Raw genomic sequence first — 22,647 nt, 5'->3', positions numbered from 1 at the left:
GAGCTTGCTTGCTCGTTTCAAAAACTAGCTTTTAAAAATTGATTCAGGGTAGTCTGTTTCAAATAAATGAAACGTTTTACCTGATCTGTTTCATACTGGTTGTTTTGTTCAGTTTTCAAAGATCAAATGTCTATTGTTTTTTCGACAAAATTCATTATATCAACTGCACATTCAACTGTCAATACTTTTTCTTAAACAATCGAATGTCTGTCGTCTGTGAAGCGACAAATAATAATATATCACCTTTTCAACGTTAAGTCAACAATATTTTTTAATGTCGAACTTCGCTGTCGAATATCTAATATAACACTATAATACTCCTCAGTCAACCATTCATACTATTTCACTCTACTTATTGTTGTAGATCGTTTTCTCTAACAAACTGTTAAAAACATACAATTGCACTGAATAGAGCGTTACATTAACAGTGCTCTTCTTGGTTTTCGTGTTGTAATTAATAGAAAATCCGACATTCTTCATCGTGACTTCCATTCATTCTTTTAAAATGAGTGCTAACAAGCGCTACGGAAAGACATTCCCGTTCCTGGGGCCAGCGCGCAATCGGAAGATCCTGCATTGGATTAAGGAACGTAGGCTAAGATCGCCACGGACACGTGAGCAACGCCTGCGTGACCAACATCGTGTTGGTCCGAGGTTGCGCCCATGGAAAAGGAGTATTCTACCGAAGCGGTTGTATAATAGTAAAAAAAAAGAGCCCAAAAGCCCTTTATCCTAATACAAATATATGCAGTGCTGTTAAAGAGGCTATGCCTGGAATGCCTAAAAACCCTGCAATTATTGCAGTGAAAAAATTGATTGGTAAATGAAGTCCTATCGATGCACCAAAAACATTAAAAAAGAATAAAAATAAAACTCCTATTACTAACTTTACAGTACCTTGCGCTAGAAATCGCATTGGTTTTAGTGGAGCACCAACAATTAATAAAATTGTAATCATAGCTACTACACCAAACACAATAAACATCGAATCCATTCTCAACCCCCCTGTTTGCTTGTCCTTTTCTATACACTATGAAAATACAAATAAAAATAGAACTAGCGAGAGATTGATTCTAATTATTCTTTTTTTGCATTGGAACTATTAAGATTCACTTTACTATTGCAAGGCATTAACCTTTCTATGGCGAGCTTCCCTTAATAAGTACAGATACTTCGCTTCTGCGACTGAAAGTTCAAATTGTCCTTTTTCACTCGAGTCAATACTTCTTTCTAAGATCGAACTTATATTTAACCATTCTCTTTTGAATCTGTTGATATCCTCTAGTAATTGTTTATCCATATCACGCTTTTTCATTTTTTTACGCACGGACATATAGCCACCTACTTTAAAGTTCTCTTCTTCCTTCTAACGCTTTAGACAATGTAACCTCATCTGCATATTCAAGATCGCCACCCATCGGAAGTCCATGAGCAATCCTTGTTATTTTCACTCCTGATGGTTTTACTAATCGCGAAATATACATAGCTGTTGCCTCGCCTTCGATATTTGGGTTGGTGGCTAAGATTAGTTCCTTGACTTCTTCGTCCTTTAGTCTATTTAATAAGCTTGGAACATTAATATCTTCTGGTCCAATCCCATCCATTGGTGATATGGCGCCATGTAACACATGGTACTTTCCACCAAATTCCTTCATTTTCTCCATTGCTATAACATCTTTGGGATCTTGTACAACACAAATGTACGTTTTATCCCTGGTTTCATCTTGGCAGATTGAACAAGGATCTTGATCTGTAATATGTCCACATATTGAGCAATGTGTTAGTTCTCTTTTCGCATTAACTAGTGACTTAGCAAAGTCTAATACATCATCTTCCTTCATATCTAAAACAAAAAAAGCCAGGCGAACAGCCGTTTTCGGCCCAATTCCTGGCAACTTTGTAAAGCTATCAATAAGCTTTGAAATCGGTTCAGGATAGTACATGTTACCTCCCCCTTAGAACATTCCTCCTGGTAAATTCATTCCTTTTGTGAATTGTCCCATTGTATCATTTGTCTTTTCTTCTACTTGCTTAAGAACCTCGTTCGTTGCAGCAAGGATTAAATCTTGTAACATTTCCACATCATCAGGATCCACTGCTTCTTCATTAATTTCAATATCTGTTATTTCTTTCTTTCCGTTTGCGGTTATCTTTACCATTCCGCCGCCTGCAGTAGCTTCAAAGCTCATTTCTTGTAATTCTTCTTGAGCCTTCATCATATCCTTCTGCATTTTTTGCATTTGTTTCATCATCTTATTCATATTTCCACCACCACGCATGGAAATCCCTCCTTAGTATTAATTGAATTATTCATGAACTTCTATTAAGTCGTCACCAACAAGTTTTCGCGCTTCTTCCACCAATGGATCAGCCTCTTGAGCTTCTTCACCACTGTCATTTTCTTGTTGGCGTTGTTTCTTAACATATTCTTCTCGCAACTCTTGCCAATTCACTTCTGGAATTGGAAGGATTTGCAATTGTTTTCCAAATATACTTGCCAATAATGATTCTATCGTTTGTTGGTGATCCAATGCAAGTGAACAGTGGATTTCATATTTAAAGGCGACCACCAAGTGACTCTCCGAAGCAGCTCTTGGTTTACTATTTTGAATCGTGGCATGCGCTGGAGCGCTTTGTTTTTTAAGTTGCTCCATAAATGCTGCCCATTGTGATTGGACTTTTTTCAATTCTGACTTTGAAGCTTCACCTAATACTTTTCTAATTCGTTCAAAAGGTATTTTGTAACTAGTTTTACTTGATCTTGCTGGGGCTCTTTTTGCCGGTTTGGATTGCCCGGTGTCTTCACTTGTTACCGCAACTCCATTTTGCTTAATAGACATTAGCTCGGTCTCTAACTTTTCTACCTTTTGCATCAGTTGCTTTGCTAATGTATTTTCTTCCACAGACTCGTTAGGTTGCTTTTGCTGTTGATCAGTTATATTCAATATTGCAATTTCAATAAATACCTTCGGACTGTTCGTCCATTTAATATCTTGTTGACATTGGTTAAGCTCGGTAATGGCCCGTTGAATCCAATCTGCATCCATTTTATTAGCTAATTGCTTGAATTCCTCATCAGCTAACGCCCGCTCTAACATCGTTTCTAATGAAGGGGCACTTCGATACATCAGAATATCCCGTAAATAGTAAATCAAATCAAATACAAACCGACCAGGGTCTTTTCCTTGTTGAATTAAATCATCAACAGATTGTAAGGCCTGCTGTACATCTTTTTCATACATTGCAGATACAATATGTGTTAACTTTTGCTGGGAAACAGAACCAGTAACAGCTAACACATCCTCTAACACTACTTGCTCTTCACTATAAGAGATAGCCTGATCCAGTAAACTCAGTGCATCCCGCATACCACCTTCAGCAGATAGCGCTACTGCATCCAGCGCCTCCTTTGTTACAGAGATTCCTTCCGCTTCCGCTATGGTTTGCATTCTATCCACCATGGACGATTGTGATATTCGTTTGAAATCGAAACGTTGACAACGTGAAATAATTGTTAAAGGAATTTTATGTGGTTCGGTTGTTGCCAAGATAAAGATAACATGCTTTGGAGGTTCTTCTAATGTTTTCAACAGTGCATTAAATGCACCGATCGATAACATATGGACCTCATCAATAATATACACCTTGTATTTAACGGCACTTGGCGCATATTTCACTTTATCTCGAATATCTCTTATTTGTTCCACACCATTATTAGATGCCGCATCAATTTCAATAATATCTGAAATGGATCCGTCTTGAATTCCTTTACATGCATCACACTCATTACACGGTTCCATTACAGGTGACTTTTCACAGTTAACGGTCTTGGCGAAAATTTTGGCGGCACTGGTTTTACCGGTTCCTCGAGGGCCTGAAAATAAGTAAGCATGAGAAAACTTCTCTTGCATAATCGCATTTTGTAAGGTTCGAGTAATATGTGTTTGTCCTACTACATCTAAAAAACTTGTTGGACGCCAAACGCGATATAGTGCTTGATAGCTCATTATTCACAACCCTCTCCATTATCTCCAATTCTTTTAACTATCCATCAGTAGGTAATGAAGCCCATAACCGATGAATTACACTTTATTCCCTTTCTATTATAACCGAACTTAATCTCCAATGTGAACCATTATATCCAAACACCCACACAATTATGTACATAATACAAAACCTCTTGCCTTATTAGACAAGAGGTTGAATTTACATTAAATATAAACGCCGTGCACCCATCTTTGATGAAACAACCCCAAGCGTTACTTAAGTTCATGGCTCGACTCAGGCTTCCCCGCGGCACACGAGAATGACCGCTTACTGCTGCTTCCTTCCGGACCTGACAGGGTTCACGGGTTCCCGTTGCGCAGGACCCGAGTGTCAACACCATTCCCTTAAGGCAGACCTTGAAATCGCTTCACCTCAGACAGGGATTCAGCCTCGCTATAGCGGATTGCGAGTACAGGGCACCGCTACCTCCCCGCCTAGCACGGCAAATGTAATCATTATTTTTTTGTGCGCTTTGTTTAGCGCAATTACAAGTATAGCGACTTTTATCTTAAAATGCAATCAAAATTAGCTGTAAATATTTGTATATTTACAATCAGAGTTTAATTGCCGCTTTTCTTTGCTCTTATTTTCCTAAAAAATTCACTCAAAAGCTGGCCACAAGTTTCTTGCTCAACCCCACCTGTAACATCTACCGTATGGTTAAATCGGTCATCATCTAGCAAATTCAATAATGTACCCGCACAGCCAGCCTTCGCATCATACGCACCAAACACTACTCTTGGTATTCTTGATTGCAATATAGCACCTGCACACATTGGACATGGTTCAAGTGTAACATACAATGTACATCCTTCTAAACGCCAACTCCCCATTACTTCATTTGCTTTATCAATTGCAAGTAATTCAGCATGAGAAGCAGTTGTTTGTAAAGACTCCCGTAAATTAAAGGCTGAAGCAATTACCCGATCTTGATAAACAATAATGGCACCAATCGGTACCTCTCCTAATGTTTCAGCCTTTTTTGCTTCTTCTATTGCCATATTCATAAAATGATTATCATCCATTTTTAATCACACTCTTTTGTTTTAAATTCTTATCTTTATCATATCGAAATAACTGGCAAAATACCAACTCATTAACTAAAACAACAGTCTTTCTTGTGTAACCAGTAACCTCTTTTTTTCATAGGCTACTAACGGATATCTTGGTTATAATTTGAGAGGAGGAACTTCGTTTGCAAATACATGTTGTACAATCAGGTGATTCAGTTTATTCCATTGCTAACAGTTATGGAACAACCGCTGACGCACTAACAGAGGCAAATGAATTAGAGACACCATCAGAGTTAGTTATTGGTCAATCATTAGTCATTCCAATTGTTGGCCAATTTTATTTTGTTCAACCTGGTGATAGTTTATATTCTATCGGCCAGCAATTCGGCATTCCTTATCAAGAGCTAGCAAATATCAATAATTTATCAGTAGATCAACCATTATCTGTAGGATTCCGTCTGTATATTCCTGAACAACCAAAACCAACCATTGAAGTAAATGCATATGTAGAACCAACAGGAGAAACAGTTTCCGAAACACTTGAAAACTCTGCACGAAAAAATGCTCCTTATCTCACTTATCTTGCACCTTTTAATTATCGAATTACCCGTGAAGGGGATTTAATCGCCCCGCCACTAGATGATTTTGCAGCCATTGCAACAGCTAATAATGCCACCCAAATGCTTGTAGTGACAAACTTAGAGGAAGGAGAATTTAGTGCGGATCTTGGTAGAATTATTGTAACAGATGAAAATGTCCAAAATAACCTATTAGATAATATTGTTACCACAGCTCAACAAGTAGGCTATCAAGATGTACACTTTGATTTCGAATTTTTACCACCTGAAAACAAAGAAGATTACAATAACTTCCTAAGAAAAGCGAAACAGCGATTAGAAAATGAAGGATTACTAATGTCAACAGCATTAGCTCCCAAAACCAGCGCTACCCAAGAAGGGGAATGGTATGAAGCCCATGATTATGCGGCACATGGTGAAATAGCTGATTTCGTTGTTTTGATGACCTATGAATGGGGCTATAGTGGCGGTCCGGCAATGGCTGTATCCCCAATCAATCCAGTTCGTGAAGTTGTAGAGTACGCCTTGACGGAAATGCCCGCAAATAAAATTATGCTTGGGCAAAACTTATATGGATATGATTGGACACTACCGTATGAACCTGGTGGTGACTATGCACAAGCCATAAGTCCACAACAAGCAATAGCATTAGCTAGAGAAAACAATGTAGCAATTGAATATGATCAAGAAGCCCAAGCACCTTTCTTTTTCTATACAGATGCTGAGGGGAATCAACATGAAGTTTGGTTTGAAGATGCAAGATCGATTCAAACCAAATTTGATCTTATTAAGGAGTTAAATTTAAGAGGGATTAGTTATTGGAAGTTAGGGTTAGCTTTCCCTCAAAATTGGTTGTTATTGCAAGATAATTTCACAATTAGAAAGAGTGAATAATAAAATTAAACTTTACAACAACACTTCAATTAAAGCTAGAGAATACTAATCGTTCTCTAGCTTTTTTACATAGTTAATGCCTTTGCTTTATTTCTATATAGTTGGTTTCACCTCTGTTGAGCGAGGGATTTGCAATATAGCAGATACCTTTGGTGGTTTGTGACTATTACTCTTTAACAGCTTTTAGGGGAAAAAATATATAACATAACTAAACGGTAAATCTTGAACAAGGGAAGCATCACTTAATTGGAAGAAGCTCGTAGCATTTGTTCGGATAAGAAAAAGATCTGTTAACTAGAATAAACGACACAGACAATCATTAAAGCTTAATAAATGTAGCCATTTCTACACAGACTATTTTTAAAATTGACAGTATTAGTTCCATCATTGGTAATCACATCAAAACCAATTTAAAACCTAAGAAATTTATATCAGTTAAATGAAATAAGGTCTCGTTTAAAATTTAGGATAAACTGGAGTGAGTCACATGAATGTTGATCTAGAGTTTGTTTTAAAATCATTTCTGTTAGTCTTTGCTGGCGTCTTACTGTTGCGTATTGCAGGAAGAAAATCCATTTCACAAATGACACTTGCACAAACGGTTATTATGATTTCTATTGGTTCCATTATTATTCAACCAATTATCGAGACAAGTGTTGTTCGCACAATTGTCGCTACTGCCATTTTCATCCTATCTCTCATCATTTTAGAGTGGGCACAACTGAAATTTAATGTCATTGAAAAATTAATTACTGGTAAATCTAAAGTGATTATTGAGGATGGAAAAATACAGTCCGACCAATTAAAAAAACATCGATTAACCGTTGACCAACTAGAGATGTTTATTCGGCAACAAGGTGTAAGTAAACTGTCTGATATTAAAACAGCAACCTTAGAACCTAATGGTAAACTAGGATATGAATTAAAAGAAGATGCCAAACCATTAACAATTGGCGAATTTAAAAAAATGATAAATCCAAGTATGCTTAACCCTTCGTATTTGCCAATTTATCCAACTCATGACCAAACAGAAAACAATGATCATCTCTTTAACGAATTAAAAAATGGTAACAAATCTGATAATAGAGATTACTTACAATAACCTGCTTAAGGTACGAGTGTGATTTTTTTCGTATTGTAGTTTTGTGCATTTAATACGGTTGGTTGATCAGATGTCACTTGGTAATAAGGTAGTATAATCGAAATGGCTTTATCAAAAGGATATGGCTTTAACTGGACCGTTGATTCATCCAGCCAATAAGCAGTAATTTGACCATTAACAGACGGCAAGAACTGTCTGAACCCATTACGAAACCATGGCCATTCTTCTTTTTTTGTTGCCCCTGGTTTATTAATGCATATATATAAGGATAAATCATCACAGAATTGTAGTAACTTTAAATGGTTTAAAACCATGTGCTCAGTTTCACCAAATTTGAGGTATTGAGTCAACTGGTCACAACGCTTTTGTTCATGGTCTATGAATTGTTCAATGACTTGGTCAATTGATGCTTGTTCAAAAAAAGACAAATAATGCTTACTACAAAGAAGTGCGCTATACGGATTGACTTGTTCTACTTCTTTTATTCCTTGTTTATATGCATGTAACTTCTCTTCCATTGGATAACTATTAAAATCATATGGCCGGTTATCTTCATCCCATCGCACATATTGGTCAAGCGGAATCCATGCACGATCATGGTATTTTATAGCATAAAGTACATCTTGCTTTCGCTCTTGATATGAAAAATCCTCATTTTTTATCTGTTGTGCAATTTGGTAGGAAATTATTGCATGGTCATGTTGTTTCACTACCACATAACCAACTTCATTGTCCCTAACAATCAACATCATCCACCCCCTTGTTTATACCATAATAATCGACATCAGAGCATGTTACGCAAACTCTGATGTCGAGGGTTTGTTATTATTCTTCTAATGTAGAGGTATCCCCAGTTGGTAGACCGAGTTCCCATGATTTCAAGAGGCGGCGCATAATTTTACCACTTCTAGTCTTTGGAATTGTATCTTTCACCTCAATTTCTCTTGGTGCAGCATGTGCACTTAAACCTGTTTTGACAAATTTACGGATATCTTCAGTTAATTCATCGGAAGCCTTATAGCCAGCATTTAGAGTGATGAATGCTTTAATAATTTCACCACGTTCAGGGTGCGGTTTTCCAATAACACCCGCTTCCGCCACAGCTGGATGCTCAATCAGTTTACTTTCCACTTCAAATGGTCCAACACGTTCACCAGATGTATTAATCACATCATCCAGTCTACCTTGGAACCAGAAATAACCATCTTCATCCATATAGGCACTATCACCAGAAACGTACCATCCATTAATGAAGTAACTCTCATATTTTCCAGGGTTCTTCCAAACCGCGCGCATCATCGAAGGCCAGCCTTGTTTGATTGCTAGGTTCCCCATTTGGTTAGGTGGTAGTTCATTTCCTTCGTTATCTACGATGGCTGCTTCTACACCTGGAATTGGTTTACCCATTGAACCTGGTCGAATATCCATTGATGGATAGTTAACAATTAACATTGCACCTGTTTCTGTCATCCACCATGTATCGTGAATTCTAAGGTTAAATGCATCTACGCCCCATGTGATTACTTCAGGGTTAAGTGGCTCCCCAACACTTAGTACATGTCTTAAGGAAGACAGATCAAATTGTTTAACGACTTCTTCTCCAGCACTTACTAGCTTACGAAATGCAGTAGGAGCAGAATACCAGACAGATACATTATACTGATCAAGCGTTCCATACCATGATTCAGGTGTGAAACGTCCTCCACGAACAACATTGGTTATTCCGTGTAACCATGGGGCAAAGATTCCATAGCTTGTGCCTGTTACCCAACCAGGGTCTGCTGTACACCAGTAAATATCATCTTCTTTAAGATCTAAAACCCATTCTGCTGTTGCATAGTGCTGAATCATTGCATTGTGAACATGATAAACCCCTTTTGGTTTACCAGTTGAACCAGAGGTATAATGTAGTAACATGCCATCTTCTAGATCAACCCACTCAATATCAAACTGATCGGAAGCTTTTTTCATTTCGCTATAATAATCAATATACTTGTCAGCTGTTTCTGCGTGATCACCAACAAGTACAATTTTCTTAAGTTGAGGTAGTTCATCTTGAGGTACTCGTTCTAGGAGGTCTGGAGTTGTAATTAACATGCTCGCTTCACTATCTTCTAATCGATCTCGAACTGCTTGCTCCATAAACGCTTCAAACAATGGACCAGCAATTGCACCAGTTTTAAGTATCCCAAAGAAACTCGCGTAAAACTCTGGACTTCTCGGCATAAATAGAAAAACTCTGTCCCCTTTTTCAACACCATGTTTCTTTAAAACATTTGCAAACTGGTTACTCTTATTTCTTAGATCAGCAAATGTTAACGTTTCTTCTCGATCTGGTGAAGAGTAGATCAATGCTGCTTGATCTTTTTTGGTTGGGTTTTCGGCATGACGATCAATTGCCTCATAAGCCATGTTTACTTTACCTGATTGGTACCAGCTAAAATTACGCTTAACCTCTTCCCAGTTAAAATTCTCTCGCTTCTCTTCATAGTTCGTTAGATTATGATTTCCCTCTCTTGCAGGAATTGGTTGCATATCCATCTAATCACCTCATTCTAAAATTTGGAAACGGTTTCAGATGTTGTTAAGTAAACCCTCTACCATACTATGAAGTACCGTTTGAATAAATTTATAATTTTATAAATTTTCTGCATTCGATTTTATTATAAATGTTTTTATAACATTTTTAAAGTTCTTAGCAACAATACATATAAAAAACAGTTCAACAAATAGTTACTTTTATTGACATAAAACCTTCCACCTCTACATGTATCTCCAAACAAGTATTTGTTAGCCCAGCATTTTTTTAGTTTTTTTCATATTTTCTCTTTGTTCAACAAACACTATCAACACAGAATGACGCTCGAGAGGGTGAGGATGTGTTTCCATTTGTAAAAAAGAAAGATAAACAACAGAGTAACTATAAACCGATTAACAAAAAGTTAGCAACTAATGATAAGTACATTGGACAACTTTTTTCCGCTAAGATCAACAGTGATTTTGCTGTTCGTGAGATTGTTGCTAGATACTCTGAAGAAAAAGTTGCCATCTATTACTACGCTACGATTGTAAATGGAGATAAATTGTACAAAGGCATTATTCGACCATTGTTAGAAAACGTTGGTAAAGATTTAAAGGAAGTAGTTACCCTTGAGAGTATTAATGAAGTAAACACTTTTGAAGATGTGGTAGAGCATATAAACAGTGGAAAAGCGATTATCTTTGAGAATGGTAATGATACTGCCTATTCTGTTGATATCGCTCAATTTCAAGAACGTGGTATAGAAAAATCCGAAAACGAAAGTATCATTAAGGGACCAAAAGAGGCCTTTACAGAATCTCTTAATACTAACATCTCGTTAATCAGAAAGAGGTTTCATGACAAGCAACTCATTAATGAAACACATAAAATAGGCGAGCGTTCAAAAATGGAAGTAAATATGCTATATGTTGGTGACCTGGTTAATGGAGAAATACTAAAAAATGTGAAAGACCGTATTAAAAATATTACAGCAGATAATGTTCGCAACATTGAAATCCTAGAACAGCATATTGAGGAGCGACCTTATTCGATTGTCCCATCAATTTTATATACAGAACGGCCAGATAATGCAGCTTCCTATATAGAAGAAGGGTATATTGTTCTATTAATGGATAACTCACCAGCATGCTTAGTTGTTCCGATTACCTTTTGGGCATTTTTTCATTCACCTGAAGACCGCTATTTACGATTTTTATTTGGAAATTTCACCCGTATCATTCGTTTCATAGCGTTTTTTATAACAGTTTTTGTTTCTTCAATCTATGTAGGTATTTCCACCTTTCACAGCCAAATGATTCCACCTGATTTATTATTGGCGATCACATCCGCAAGAGAACGTGTACCTTTCCCATTAATATTAGAAGTCCTATTAATGGAGGTTGCATTTGAGTTAATTCGTGAAGCTGGTATTCGCATTCCCAACCCACTAGGTCCAACCATCGGTATTGTTGGAGCCCTAATATTAGGACAAGCTGCAGTGGAAGCAAATGTTATTAGTCCAATAATCGTGTTGGTTGTTGCACTTTCAGGTCTTACCTCTTTTGCTGTCGTAGATGTTAGTATGAACTACTCCATACGTATTTCGAGATTTATCTTTATCTTTGCAGCTGGTTGGTTCGGAATGTTCAGTTTAACTGGAGCATTTCTATTATGGATGATGTACTTAGCTTCGTTAAAATCCTTTGGAGTTCCGTTCTTTTCTCCGCTATCACCTGGTTATAAATCGCCTGGTAATAATCTATTCAGAAAGATTGTCAAAAAAGAAATTTGGAGATCAGGCAATGTCCAACCAAAAGATATAAAGAAAAAGCAAACTAATTAACATAGGTGGTTCGATTGTATGAACACGGATAAAACCTTAAAAACAAAAGAATTATTAGCGATTATTTTATTATTTATTGGGGTAAAGATGTCTGATTCAACAGCAGCAATGTTTTCTCAACATGCACAGAATGCGTATTGGTTAATTATCGTTGTGTCATTACTGGTGATGCTCCCCCCTTTCTTCCTACTTTTATATTTATTAAGAAAGTTTAAGGATAAAAATTTAATTGAGCTTATTGAACATTTACTTGGCAATTTTATCGGTAAGTTCACTGGTTTCACCATATTTTTACTTTCATTTGCCTTAATGATTCTAGATAGCCGGAATTATGTAGAAGAAATAAAGTTACTCTATTTTCCTGAATCACCAACAGCATCTATTTTTTATATTTTTATTGCTGTATGCTTCTTTGGAGCAAAAAGAGGATTTGAAACCATTGGTGTGACTTCGTGGATTATACTTCCATTTATAAAAATTTCCATGTTTTTTCTTGGGTTTCTGATTTTAGGTCAAATCACATGGTACCGAATATTTCCTATATTTGGTAACGGTTTAGATGTTATTTTAACTCAAGGGATTAAAAAGGCTTCTATCTTCTCTGAGTTTATTATACTAACGATCGCATATACTTCCTTTAGGAATACAAAAATCTTTCAAAGAGGAAGCAAAATTGGTTTTGCGCTTGTTTCGTTTGAATTAGTCTTCTTCTTTTTACTATATGCGCTTATTTTTGATTACAACTCTATTGAAAAGTTAGCTTATCCTTATCATGATATTACACAGTTTGTTAACTTTGGGGATTTTTTCACCAATGTGGAAACATTTTTTATGGTATTTTGGTTATCTGCTGCTTATCTGCGTTTTATTATTTATCTCTACTTAATAGCGATGATTTTTGGCTATGTATTTAATGTGAAGGAATATGAAACATTGTTACTTCCTCTTGGTTTTATTACTGTCACATTAGGACTATTAACAGAAAATGCCGTTATCAACGAATTATATTTACGTGAGACACTTCTAACTATATCTACCCCTGTTTTTGTTTTACTACCTGTCCTATTATGGTTAACTGCGCTAATAAAGGGGGATTTAAAACGGTCATGAGAAAGCTAAAATATAGTTTACTTTTGTCTTTAATCACCCTCTTGTTAACTGGTTGTTACGACAAGACAGAGTTGGAACAACAAGCATATGTCGTTGCAATAGGTGTTGACAAAGGGGAAAAAGAAAACACGTATGACCTTACTTATCAAATTGCTAATCCAGAGGTGGGATCATCGATCACGGGGGGAAGTAGTGATGAAGCACCATTCGAATTAGTAACCGTACAGGGTATTGATTTTATGACAGCCACAGCAACAGCTAATTCTTTTGTCGCTAAAAATATTACCCTTGACCATACAAAAGTTTTATTTGTTTCTGAGGAATTAGCGCGATCTGAAAGTTTTTTACGCGGAATGCAAGGTGCATCACGAACATCCGAAATTAGAAGACAAGTAAATATCGTAGTAACTAAAGAAGACACAAGAACCTTTATTGAAACAAATCAACCACAACTAGAGACAAGGCCACATAAGTACTACCAATTAATGCTTGGTCGCTCGACAGAAACTGGTATTGTGCCCCAATCTACTATTCACCGTTTTTTTCAACTAACAGAAGGTGATGCTGACCTATTCTTAGCGATGTATGCAACAACACAGGGGGAGGACGACAAAACAGAAGGGAATGTGGATGAGTATATCGCTGGCCAAATTCCAAAAGAAGGTGGAAATCCAACACAGTTTATGGGGGCCGCCGTTTTTAAAGAGGGAAAAATGATCGATATACTAAATGGGGAAGAGACAAGAATAGCTTTAATATTAGATAACACGCTAGACATGAAGGATTTACTTGTTACGTTTCAAGACCCAATAAATAAAGAGTACCAAGTTGCTGGTGATTTATCGAAAAAAGATGAAACCAAGGTAGAAGTAGATTATAAAAAAGAAGGACCAACTAAAATTGATGTTACCGTTCCTTTTCAATTAGAGGTATTAGCTGTCCCCAGTTTAATTGATTATACTAATCATAAGAAACATAGAGAAAAACTGAAGGAATCAGTTGAGGGTGAGCTACAAGAAACAGCTGACGCATTAGTGAAAAAAGCTCAAGAAGAATACGGTAGTGACCCTTTTTATTGGTCGATATACATCCGAAGCCAATTTAAAACAATTGAAGAGTATGAACAAGCCGACTGGAATAAAAAAATTTGGCCAAACGCTGATGTGACCATTAATTTTGACATGAATCGTATAGAATTTGGAAAAATGTTAAAAGACTCAGACCTTGAGGAAGTGTGGGATTAAAGAATGATCACTATAGGTTTATTCTTACTGACTTTCGTTATTGTTGGCTATTGTGGCTATCATGCAAAAGTTAACTTTAAAGAGAAAAATAAAATGGGTGGATTAGCTATTAGCGTGTTAGCTATCCTATGTTTCATTTGTCCAATATTGTTAGTTGTCCTTCTTTAACTATTGAAGTGCATATTCATAAAATAAAGGTAGAAGTTCGAGGCAACATCTCTACCAAGCTTTTGAATAACCTCTTGAGGTGACAAGGAGCAAAGCGATCAACACTTTGCTCCTTTTTTTGTAATAATGGCCCCAGCAGGATTCGAACCTGCGACGCATGGTTTAGGAAACCAACGCTCTATCCCCTGAGCTATGGAGCCAAATATTGAGTTAACGACCTTATTACCTTATTATACAAAACTTATGATTAATTTTAAAGTAATCGTGATAAATTTGTAAAATTGTGGTGGGACTGTCGATTCTCATGCAACCTGTGGTAAAATGGAGCTTGTCTGTCATTTTAACGTTTCGTTTGTAGAATTATGACTGATTGAATGGAGGAGGACAAGTGAGTCAATTACCCTTTATTGCTGTTGAAGGTCCAATTGGGGTTGGCAAAACATCATTAGCAAAAGAATTAGCTTCCTATTTTGAACTTCATTTGTTGAAAGAAATTGTCGAAGAAAATCCCTTCTTGGGAAAATTCTACGATGATATTGAAGAGTGGAGTTTTCAAACGGAAATGTTTTTTTTATGCAATCGATACAAGCAATTAGAAGATATAGATAGAAAATTTTTAAAACAAGACAAGCCTGTGATTGCTGATTATCATATTTCTAAAAATATGATTTTTGCTAAACGTACCCTAAAACCGATGCAATTTAATAAATATGAAAAAATTTATCATATATTAACAGAAGATATGCCTAAACCGAATATGATGATCTATTTAGACGCAAGCTTGGATACATTATTATCACGTATTCAAAAGCGCGGGCGTGAAGTTGAAAAAAATATTCAACCTGCTTACTTGCATCAATTAACTAGTGACTATAAAGTTTTTATGAATGAATTTGAAAACATGCATCCAGATATTCCTGTTATTCGTATTAACGGTGATTCGGTCGATTTTGTTAAAAATCAGGATGATTTAACAAAAATTATTAAACAAGTAAAAGAGTATTTAGTTGAAGGGAAAGTTATGTAATGAATGTAAGAGAAAAATACCAGATACCACATGATAGTATCATCACTATTGCTGGAACCGTAGGTGTTGGAAAATCTACCATGACCAATGCCTTGGCAGAAGCCTTGAATTTTCGCACCTCATTTGAGAAGGTGGATAAAAATCCATACCTTGATAAATTTTATGCAGATTTCGAACGTTGGAGTTTCCATCTACAAATCTATTTCCTTGCTGAGCGCTTTAAGGAACAAAAACGTATTTTTGAATATGGTGGTGGCTTTATCCAGGACCGCTCGATTTATGAAGATACAGGTATTTTTGCACAAATGCATTATGAAAAAGGGACGATGACGGGGGTTGACTATGAAACCTATCGTAACCTATTTGATGCTATGGTGATGACACCTTATTTTCCACACCCAGATTTACTTATTTATTTAGAAGGGTCATTCGATGATATTATCAGTCGAATTAAAGCACGTGGACGTCCAATGGAACAACAAACACCATTAAGCTATTGGGAAGAAATGTATAGTCGGTATGAAAATTGGATTAATGATTTTAATTCTTGTCCAGTTCTTCGCATTAATATTGCAGATTATGATTTGCACGATGATAAACAGTCGATCGAACCTGTTCTTGAAAAAATTGGCCATTTTATTCAACAATCACGTAAATGGAAATCAAGACATATTAAATAAAGTAAAAGGTCAGCCTAATTGTTAGGACTGACCTTTTTTATACATATTTCATCGCAATAAACATAGAACCCGACAAAAGTTTTACGTGAGGTAACCTTCTTCTTTAATCTGAATTAGATGTAATGATAGGTTCAGTAGAATTGGGAGACCGAAAGTGTCGAGAAAGGACTTGTCTCGACACTTTCTACTACTTTTTGAGACCGAATCTGTCGAGAGAGGCACTGTCTCGACACTTTCTACTACTTTTTGAGACCGAATCTGTCGAGAGAGCATGGTGCATTTCCACAACATACTTAGATGCACCAGTCATTTCTTTAGTTACGCCGGAGCCTCTATTAAACACGACTTAGTCACCAAACATTTCTATTATCATGCGTACGAAATCTACTTACTCTCTAAAAAACTTCTCAACTCTTGTGACCTTTCGGCTGCTTTATTTACACATGCAATTAAAGCTTCTTGATAACCATAATTTTGTAAAACTTTTACACCTGCTTCTGTCGTCCCACCAGGACTTGTGATTTTTTCTCTAAGGGTGGAAGGTGTTTCACTGGTTGTCTTTAGCATTTCCGTTACCCCTACTAATGTTTGCAAAATTAACTCTTTCGAAATAGCTTCATCTAATCCAGCTTGTGATGCTGCTTCCTGCATAGATTCAATTGTATAATATAAGTAAGCTGGTCCACTTCCTGCTAAAGCAGTTATAAGATCAAGCTGACTCTCTTCAACAATTGTGGTTGTGCCAATTGCATTAAGTAATGAATCAACTTGTTGAACATGGGTGTTCGTTGCATACTTTCCTGCTGCAATAGATGTTGCCGATTGTCCAATCGTTGCCGATGTATTCGGCATCGCCCGGATAACAGGATTTTTTGTACCTAATTGATTCGAAATAAAATCAGTAGATACGCCTGCTAATACGGATAAAACTAATTGGTTTTCATGTAATAATGGTTTAACCGACTTAAGTGCAGCTGTTACATCTTTCGGTTTCATTGACAACACAATGATATCTGAATGATTGAACAAAATATTTTTATCATACGAGACAGTTACTTGATAGTTTTTTGCTAAATCATTGAGCCGTTCTTGGTTTGTGTTATTGGTTACATAGATACTCTCTGATGGCAAGTACTTTTTAGATGTGATACCTGCAATAATTGCTTCAGCCATTGAACCAGCACCGACAAAAGTTATTTTATTCAAGTTATTCTCCTCCTTACAATAAATATTGAAATAATATTCTGACATTTAATGTATAAAGAAAATCGCCACATTTCTGTAGCGATTTGTGTTCGTATCTCCAAATCTTTTATGCGCATAGGTTATGGCGGAGGAGGAGGGATTCGAACCCCCGCGGGCCGTGAAGCCCCTGGCGGTTTTCAAGACCGCTCCCTTCAGCCAGACTTGGGTACTCCTCCTTAACAACACAAAGATGATAATAGCATCTTTAGAAAAGCTTGTCAAACTCTTCATACATTATGTAATAAAAGTTATATATACATCTAGAAGAAACACTTTTTAAAGTAAACCTGCCTCCTAACTTGGAAGCAGGTATCCTTTCTTGCCTCATTAGTTAATAACGTCTTTGCCACCCATATATGGTCTTAACGCTTTTGGAACAACAACAGACCCATCTTCTTGTTGATAGTTTTCAAGTATAGCTGCGACCGTACGGCCCACTGCTAATCCAGAACCATTTAACGTATGAACATATTCTGGTTTTCCTTTTTCTTCCCTTCTAAAGCGGATGCCAGCTCTTCTTGCTTGGAAATCTTCAAAGTTTGAACAAGAAGAAATTTCACGGTATGTACCATAACTAGGAATCCATACTTCAATGTCGTACTTCTTGGCAGCAGTAAATCCTAAATCACCTGTACACATACTCATCACACGGTATGGTAATTCGAGAAGTTGTAGTATTTTTTCAGCATGACCTGTAAGTTCCTCTAGTACTTGGTAAGAGTCTTCTGGCTTGGTAAACTGAACTAATTCTACTTTGTTAAATTGGTGCTGGCGAATTAATCCTCGTGTATCCCTTCCAGCAGAACCCGCCTCAGAACGGAAGGATGCACTAAATGCAACATACTTCTTAGGTAAATCCTCTACCGATAAAATATCATCACGATAATAGTTGGTAACAGGCACCTCTGCTGTTGGTACTAAGAAATAATCCCAGTCTTCTAATTTAAACGCGTCTTCTTCAAATTTTGGTAGTTGACCAGTTCCAGTCATACTTGTGCGGTTTACTATGTACGGTGGTAGCATTTCTTGATAGCCATGTTCATCTGCATGAAAATCCATCATAAAGTTCATTAAAGCTCTTTCTAATCTTGCGCCTAGGCCTTTATAGAAAACAAAACGACTGCCTGTGACTTTTGAAGCACGTTCAAAATCTAATATATCAAGGTCTGTCGCTATATCCCAGTGGGCTTTAGGTTCAAAATCAAAGTCTGATACACTCCCCCATTTTCGCGCTTCTACATTGTCATCTTCAGATTCACCAATCGGTGTACTTTCATGAGGAATATTCGGAATAGAAAGCAACAATGTTTGCAGTTGCTCTTCCACTTCTTTTAATTCTGTATCAATTGATTTTATGCGTTCTCCAACTTCACGCATTTCAACAATTAAATCATCTGCATCTTTCTTTTCTTTCTTCAATACAGAGATTTGTTTAGATACGTCATTTCTTTTTGCTTTTAATTCCTCTGTTTCGGCAATTAGTTCACGTCTTCTAACATCTAAATCACCAAACTTATCAAGTTCAGAAAGATCCTCCCCTCGATGGGTTAACTTTTCCTTTACCTCGTCAAAATGATTACGTAAATACTTCATATCTAACATTTGTAATTCCTCCTTAATGTTTTATTCTTATCTATACTTTGTATCTTAACCTCTTTAATATGGTGACAAATAAAAGAAAAACTCCCATCCCTAACTTAACATAGGGACGAGAGTTTTTCCCGCGATACCACCCTGATTGAAGACATATACATCTTCCGGCTCAATGTTGGATAACGGCCAACAACCGAGTATACCTACTACATTTCAACATACTAACTCCAGGATGGATTCACAGCATTCTCACACCGATTCTCACCACTGTTATCGGCTCTCTGAAGAAAGAATAAAACTGTTACTATTTCCTATCAACATTTCTCTTTATATATATTATTAAGAAACTACTTCTTGTTTTGATTGTTCCACCATATTAACAAAATATGCAGTAAGTCGATGGTCATCCGTTAATTCTGGATGAAAAGAACTACATAGTAGACTCCCTTGCTTAGCAGCAACAATTGAATCATTATAAGTAGCTAACACTTCAACATCGTTTCCTACTTCAGCAATATATGGTGCTCGAATAAACACTGCTTCAAATTGTTCTGCAACACCTTTTATATCTAATTTAGCTTCAAAACTATCCTTTTGTCGGCCAAAGGCATTACGTTGTACCTTCATATTCATTAGTTTTAAGTGTGCATCATCTTGCCCAACAATGTCATTTGCAAGTAAAATCAAACCAGCACATGTGCCAAAAATAGGCTTTCCTCGCTCTCCAAAGCTAACTAATGCTTCGAAGAAATCATACTGATCGATTAACCGACGCATTGTTGTACTTTCCCCACCAGGTAAAATTAGACCATCCACTTCATCTAGTTGTTCTTTCTTTTTAATAATAATACCTTCTGCACCTGTTGCCTCAATGGATCGAATGTGTTCTTCGATAGCGCCTTGTAATCCTAATACACCTATTTTAAGCATTGTAACTCACTCCTTCTTTCCATTACCAACCGCGATCTTGCATACGTTGTTCTGGAGCGATTGTGCCAATTTCAAGTCCCTTCATAGCCGTTCCCATACCTTTAGAAACTTTTCCAATTAGCTCATAATCTTGATAATGTGTTGTAGCCTCAACAATTGACTTAGCAAAATTAGCTGGATTATCTGATTTAAAGATACCAGAACCAACAAAGACACCGTCTGCTCCTAGTTGCATCATCAATGCTGCATCGGCTGGTGTTGCCACTCCTCCTGCTGCAAAGTTAACAACTGGTAATCTTCCTCTTTCCTTAATATCAAGTAACACTTCATATGGTGCACCATGATCTCTAGCAAATGTCATGACCTCATCTTTGGACATATGAACTAACTGACGAATTTGTGTTTGTACTTCACGCATGTGACGAACTGCTTCCACAATGTTACCAGTTCCAGGTTCACCTTTCGTACGTAGCATGGAAGCACCTTCCCCAATACGACGTGCAGCTTCACCAATATTACGGCAACCACATACAAATGGAACAGTATATTCATTTTTTAGTAAATGATATTCCTCATCTGCTGGTGTTAATACTTCACTTTCATCAATATAGTCCACACCCATTGCTTCTAAAACACGAGCTTCCACAATATGACCAATACGAGCCTTCGCCATTACTGGAATGGAAACTGCATTCATCACTTCTTCTACAATTGTAGGATCAGCCATTCTTGCAACTCCACCTGCTGCACGAATATCAGATGGTACTCTTTCCAATGCCATAACTGCTACCGCACCAGCATCTTCTGCAATTTTTGCCTGTTCTGCATTAACAACGTCCATAATGACGCCGCCTTTTTGCATTTCTGCCATTCCTCTTTTTACTCGATCCGTACCTAAATTAGACATATTTCGCATCCTCCCCTGGTTACACCAAATTTCATATTTTTTTTAGAATAAAACACTATTTATAATTAATCAATATTGTACCTTAAATTCCTTTAAAATCCCAACTATTTCACTCAGATTTAGTCTTGCTTAGCCAAACAGATTTCCAAAGAAGTTCCCAATCGAACTTAAGAACAACATAAACCAATTTTTCTTTTCTACGGCATCAGTTGTGACAACATCTACCGCTTGATTTTCTTGTTCCAAAATATATCCATAATCTTGATCGCCATCATATACAAGTTCCATTGTTCCTACTTTTTGTCCCTTTTCAATTGGAGCTACTAATTGACCATCTTCATCAAGCAAACTCTCATCTATGTTATAGGTAACTTGGTAATTCTCTTCATCTCCTGATTTTATAATCGAAGAAATAGGCTGATCGGAAACAATTTCTACTTCATCCTGCTTCCCTTTCGAAACAGGTAATAATGATTCACCTTCTATTTGATGGCCAGAAGGATAAAGTTCTTTCGTTTCAAATTTACCATACCCATAATCTAATAACTTTTGAGTTTGTTTAAAACGTTTGCCTTCTTTTTCACGTTTACTTTCTATTCCATCTACGTCTGTATTCATTATTACGGAGATAAGACGTTTTCCATTACGTTCTGCAGTACCGGTAAAACAGTAACCAGCGAGTTCAGTATAACCAGTTTTCAACCCATCTACACCTTCAGAATAGTACTGTTTAAAGTTAGCATTATCCCAAGGTAACATCCAATTCCAATTAATCATTAATTGGTCATCCAATTCGCTTGTTAACATACTAGAATAATCTAGAGCTTCAGGGAAATCATTAACTAAACGATATGCTAATAATGCTGTAGATTCTGCTGACATTAAATTCTCTTCATCTGGTTGCGTTCCTTCAGGATAATTTTCTCCTAAGTGTTCATTCGATAAACCAGTTGAATTAACAAACTTATAATTTGTTAGTCCTAGTTCTTCTGCTTTTTGATTCATCATTTGCACAAAATCGCCTTCAGAACCTGCGATTAATTCCGCTAATGCAATTGTAGTTGCATTATCTGAGTAAATCGCCATTGCCTCATAAAGTTCTTTAACAGTATAGTCCTTGTCCTGTATTAACCCAATTCCTGAAAAGGCAGGATCTGCTGAAATACTATATGGAAAATCACTTATTTGTGTTGTTGTATCCCAATCTATTTCGCCTTCATCTATTGCTTCTAAAACTAAATATTCAGTCATCATTTTTGTCATACTTGCAATACCTAGCATTTCGTCTTGATTCTTTCCATATAAAACTTTTCCTGTTTCAGCGTCAACTAATATAGCTGCTTCCGCTTCTACATCAATACTATCTGCTTTAGCCATAACAGGGTTTACTATAATCGACGAAAAAACCAGAAGTGCTGTTATAATACTCCATAAGGATGCCTTTGCTTTCAATTTCTCTACCTCCACCTATATTAGTATGTATCTTTGTTATTTTATCATAGGTTATCTTAAAGTGGAATGACTTGTTAAAGCAAATACAGAAAACCCGCTAAAAGTCACTAACGAACCTACATTACTTGCCTAAGACCTATTTAACAACTTCTTTTGCATGACTATGTGCTAGAAACATTCTTATTACCTGCATATAAGCTGTAATATATGCAGTAACTTTACTTTCTTTTATTCTGATTGAAATGAGTGTTATACTCTCGCTTCGGCAGAATACTCCGCTTTCCATGGGCACG

General features: G+C 36.6%; 21 protein-coding genes, 2 tRNA genes, 1 other RNA gene and 1 other annotated feature. Of the genes, 8 read left to right on the top strand and 16 right to left on the bottom strand.

The genetic code is table 11. The features are described from left to right. Positions 1 to 727 precede the first annotated feature (727 nt). The 7 genes from FCI53_RS12210 to tadA form a co-directional block, all read right to left on the bottom strand. Positions 728 to 994 carry a pro-sigmaK processing inhibitor BofA family protein gene (locus FCI53_RS12210; RefSeq protein ID WP_138419232.1) on the bottom strand — a complete coding sequence of 89 codons (267 nt, stop codon included), beginning with the start codon at positions 992 to 994 and terminating at the stop codon, positions 728 to 730. A gap of 123 nt (positions 995 to 1,117) precedes the next feature. Continuing rightward, positions 1,118 to 1,333, bottom strand: coding sequence for a YaaL family protein (locus tag FCI53_RS12205; RefSeq protein WP_138419230.1), 216 nt, complete (start codon positions 1,331 to 1,333; stop codon positions 1,118 to 1,120). A gap of 13 nt (positions 1,334 to 1,346) precedes the next feature. Continuing rightward, positions 1,347 to 1,943, bottom strand: coding sequence for a recombination mediator RecR (gene recR / locus FCI53_RS12200; protein WP_138419228.1), 597 nt, complete (start codon positions 1,941 to 1,943; stop codon positions 1,347 to 1,349). A gap of 12 nt (positions 1,944 to 1,955) precedes the next feature. Beyond that, entirely contained in the window at positions 1,956 to 2,279 is a 324-nt protein-coding gene (locus tag FCI53_RS12195) for a YbaB/EbfC family nucleoid-associated protein (protein ID WP_138419226.1), read from the bottom strand. Positions 2,280 to 2,306: 27 nt separating this feature from the next. Continuing rightward, positions 2,307 to 4,007 (bottom strand): DNA polymerase III subunit gamma/tau, encoded by a 1,701-nt coding sequence (gene dnaX / locus FCI53_RS12190; RefSeq protein ID WP_138419224.1) that lies wholly within the window; start codon positions 4,005 to 4,007, stop codon positions 2,307 to 2,309. A gap of 217 nt (positions 4,008 to 4,224) precedes the next feature. Then, positions 4,225 to 4,490, bottom strand: an RNA gene (ffs, locus tag FCI53_RS12185) — signal recognition particle sRNA large type. Between the two features lie 117 nt (positions 4,491 to 4,607). Then, positions 4,608 to 5,072 (bottom strand): tRNA adenosine(34) deaminase TadA, encoded by a 465-nt coding sequence (gene tadA, locus FCI53_RS12180; RefSeq protein WP_138419222.1) that lies wholly within the window; start codon positions 5,070 to 5,072, stop codon positions 4,608 to 4,610. Between the two features lie 170 nt (positions 5,073 to 5,242). Here tadA and FCI53_RS12175 point away from each other — a divergent pair, with 170 nt between their 5' ends. Continuing rightward, positions 5,243 to 6,532 carry a glycoside hydrolase family 18 protein gene (locus tag FCI53_RS12175; RefSeq protein WP_138419220.1) on the top strand — a complete coding sequence of 430 codons (1,290 nt, stop codon included), beginning with the start codon at positions 5,243 to 5,245 and terminating at the stop codon, positions 6,530 to 6,532. A gap of 487 nt (positions 6,533 to 7,019) precedes the next feature. Continuing rightward, the gene (locus FCI53_RS12170; RefSeq protein WP_138419218.1) at positions 7,020 to 7,634 is read left to right on the top strand and encodes a DUF421 domain-containing protein; all 615 of its coding nucleotides are present in this window, start codon (positions 7,020 to 7,022) and stop codon (positions 7,632 to 7,634) included. Between the two features lie 5 nt (positions 7,635 to 7,639). On the opposite strand, the gene FCI53_RS12165 is transcribed toward FCI53_RS12170, so the two are convergent. After that, on the bottom strand, positions 7,640 to 8,383 hold the full coding sequence (locus tag FCI53_RS12165; RefSeq protein WP_171038158.1) for a DUF3891 family protein: 744 nt from the start codon (positions 8,381 to 8,383) through the stop codon (positions 7,640 to 7,642). Positions 8,384 to 8,459: 76 nt separating this feature from the next. Beyond that, a complete protein-coding gene (acsA, locus tag FCI53_RS12160) occupies positions 8,460 to 10,175 on the bottom strand; it encodes an acetate--CoA ligase (RefSeq protein ID WP_138419214.1) in 1,716 nt (571 codons plus the stop codon). 338 nt (positions 10,176 to 10,513) lie between these two features. On the opposite strand from acsA, the gene FCI53_RS12155 reads away from it, so the two are divergent. From FCI53_RS12155 to FCI53_RS21455, 4 genes are read left to right on the top strand one after another with little or no spacing between them, the layout of a single operon-like run. Beyond that, on the top strand, positions 10,514 to 11,998 hold the full coding sequence (locus FCI53_RS12155) for a spore germination protein (protein WP_138419212.1): 1,485 nt from the start codon (positions 10,514 to 10,516) through the stop codon (positions 11,996 to 11,998). An 18-nt stretch (positions 11,999 to 12,016) separates the two neighbouring features. Continuing rightward, positions 12,017 to 13,108, top strand: a complete 1,092-nt coding sequence (locus tag FCI53_RS12150; RefSeq protein WP_138419210.1) for a GerAB/ArcD/ProY family transporter — start codon at positions 12,017 to 12,019, stop codon at positions 13,106 to 13,108. Next, a complete protein-coding gene (locus FCI53_RS12145; protein ID WP_138419207.1) occupies positions 13,105 to 14,352 on the top strand; it encodes a Ger(x)C family spore germination protein in 1,248 nt (415 codons plus the stop codon). Before FCI53_RS12150 ends, FCI53_RS12145 begins: the two co-directional genes overlap by 4 nt. A 3-nt stretch (positions 14,353 to 14,355) precedes the next feature. Beyond that, on the top strand, positions 14,356 to 14,520 hold the full coding sequence (locus tag FCI53_RS21455) for a hypothetical protein (protein ID WP_171038157.1): 165 nt from the start codon (positions 14,356 to 14,358) through the stop codon (positions 14,518 to 14,520). A 127-nt stretch (positions 14,521 to 14,647) separates the two neighbouring features. Here FCI53_RS21455 and FCI53_RS12140 read toward each other — a convergent pair. Then, positions 14,648 to 14,720: transfer RNA gene (locus FCI53_RS12140), tRNA-Arg, on the bottom strand. 188 nt (positions 14,721 to 14,908) lie between these two features. On the opposite strand from FCI53_RS12140, the gene FCI53_RS12135 reads away from it, so the two are divergent. Continuing rightward, entirely contained in the window at positions 14,909 to 15,547 is a 639-nt protein-coding gene (locus FCI53_RS12135) for a deoxynucleoside kinase (protein WP_138419205.1), read from the top strand. After that, positions 15,547 to 16,227, top strand: a complete 681-nt coding sequence (locus FCI53_RS12130) for a deoxynucleoside kinase (protein WP_138419203.1) — start codon at positions 15,547 to 15,549, stop codon at positions 16,225 to 16,227. The genes FCI53_RS12135 and FCI53_RS12130 overlap by 1 nt, the downstream gene beginning before the upstream one ends. Positions 16,228 to 16,611: 384 nt before the next feature. On the opposite strand, the gene proC is transcribed toward FCI53_RS12130, so the two are convergent. The 6 genes from proC to FCI53_RS12100 all read right to left on the bottom strand — a co-directional run bounded on the left by proC (position 16,612) and on the right by FCI53_RS12100 (position 22,354). After that, on the bottom strand, positions 16,612 to 17,478 hold the full coding sequence (gene proC, locus FCI53_RS12125; protein WP_138419201.1) for a pyrroline-5-carboxylate reductase: 867 nt from the start codon (positions 17,476 to 17,478) through the stop codon (positions 16,612 to 16,614). A 77-nt stretch (positions 17,479 to 17,555) separates the two neighbouring features. Beyond that, positions 17,556 to 17,648, bottom strand: a tRNA-Ser gene (locus tag FCI53_RS12120). Positions 17,649 to 17,799: 151 nt separating this feature from the next. Further along, positions 17,800 to 19,074, bottom strand: coding sequence for a serine--tRNA ligase (gene serS, locus FCI53_RS12115; protein ID WP_138419199.1), 1,275 nt, complete (start codon positions 19,072 to 19,074; stop codon positions 17,800 to 17,802). Positions 19,075 to 19,173: 99 nt separating this feature from the next. After that, positions 19,174 to 19,392: a binding site (T-box leader), on the bottom strand. Between the two features lie 12 nt (positions 19,393 to 19,404). Beyond that, positions 19,405 to 19,995 carry a pyridoxal 5'-phosphate synthase glutaminase subunit PdxT gene (pdxT, locus tag FCI53_RS12110; RefSeq protein WP_138419197.1) on the bottom strand — a complete coding sequence of 197 codons (591 nt, stop codon included), beginning with the start codon at positions 19,993 to 19,995 and terminating at the stop codon, positions 19,405 to 19,407. 22 nt (positions 19,996 to 20,017) lie between these two features. Continuing rightward, on the bottom strand, positions 20,018 to 20,902 hold the full coding sequence (gene pdxS, locus FCI53_RS12105; protein WP_138419195.1) for a pyridoxal 5'-phosphate synthase lyase subunit PdxS: 885 nt from the start codon (positions 20,900 to 20,902) through the stop codon (positions 20,018 to 20,020). A gap of 129 nt (positions 20,903 to 21,031) precedes the next feature. Then, entirely contained in the window at positions 21,032 to 22,354 is a 1,323-nt protein-coding gene (locus tag FCI53_RS12100; RefSeq protein WP_246050092.1) for a D-alanyl-D-alanine carboxypeptidase family protein, read from the bottom strand. Positions 22,355 to 22,647 lie beyond the last annotated feature (293 nt).

This window comes from Aquibacillus sediminis (assembly GCF_005870085.1).
Classification (GTDB): Bacteria; Bacillota; Bacilli; order Bacillales; family Amphibacillaceae; genus Aquibacillus_E; species Aquibacillus_E sediminis.
The sequence above is the reverse complement of the archived record's forward strand: the minus strand, read 5'-3'. Positions and strand labels throughout refer to the sequence as shown.

Coding starts and splice junctions, on each gene's coding strand:
- FCI53_RS12205 (WP_138419230.1), bottom strand. CDS start 1,333: ATGTCCGTGCGTAAAAAAATGAAAAAGCGTGATATGGATAAACAATTA.
- pdxT (WP_138419197.1), bottom strand. CDS start 19,995: ATGCTTAAAATAGGTGTATTAGGATTACAAGGCGCTATCGAAGAACAC.
- acsA (WP_138419214.1), bottom strand. CDS start 10,175: ATGGATATGCAACCAATTCCTGCAAGAGAGGGAAATCATAATCTAACG.
- FCI53_RS12150 (WP_138419210.1), top strand. CDS start 12,017: ATGAACACGGATAAAACCTTAAAAACAAAAGAATTATTAGCGATTATT.
- serS (WP_138419199.1), bottom strand. CDS start 19,074: ATGTTAGATATGAAGTATTTACGTAATCATTTTGACGAGGTAAAGGAA.
- FCI53_RS21455 (WP_171038157.1), top strand. CDS start 14,356: ATGATCACTATAGGTTTATTCTTACTGACTTTCGTTATTGTTGGCTAT.
- FCI53_RS12130 (WP_138419203.1), top strand. CDS start 15,547: ATGAATGTAAGAGAAAAATACCAGATACCACATGATAGTATCATCACT.
- dnaX (WP_138419224.1), bottom strand. CDS start 4,007: ATGAGCTATCAAGCACTATATCGCGTTTGGCGTCCAACAAGTTTTTTA.
- FCI53_RS12195 (WP_138419226.1), bottom strand. CDS start 2,279: ATGCGTGGTGGTGGAAATATGAATAAGATGATGAAACAAATGCAAAAA.
- FCI53_RS12170 (WP_138419218.1), top strand. CDS start 7,020: ATGAATGTTGATCTAGAGTTTGTTTTAAAATCATTTCTGTTAGTCTTT.
- pdxS (WP_138419195.1), bottom strand. CDS start 20,902: ATGTCTAATTTAGGTACGGATCGAGTAAAAAGAGGAATGGCAGAAATG.
- FCI53_RS12165 (WP_171038158.1), bottom strand. CDS start 8,383: ATGTTGATTGTTAGGGACAATGAAGTTGGTTATGTGGTAGTGAAACAA.
- tadA (WP_138419222.1), bottom strand. CDS start 5,072: ATGGATGATAATCATTTTATGAATATGGCAATAGAAGAAGCAAAAAAG.
- FCI53_RS12210 (WP_138419232.1), bottom strand. CDS start 994: ATGGATTCGATGTTTATTGTGTTTGGTGTAGTAGCTATGATTACAATT.
- FCI53_RS12145 (WP_138419207.1), top strand. CDS start 13,105: ATGAGAAAGCTAAAATATAGTTTACTTTTGTCTTTAATCACCCTCTTG.
- proC (WP_138419201.1), bottom strand. CDS start 17,478: ATGTCAGAATATTATTTCAATATTTATTGTAAGGAGGAGAATAACTTG.
- recR (WP_138419228.1), bottom strand. CDS start 1,943: ATGTACTATCCTGAACCGATTTCAAAGCTTATTGATAGCTTTACAAAG.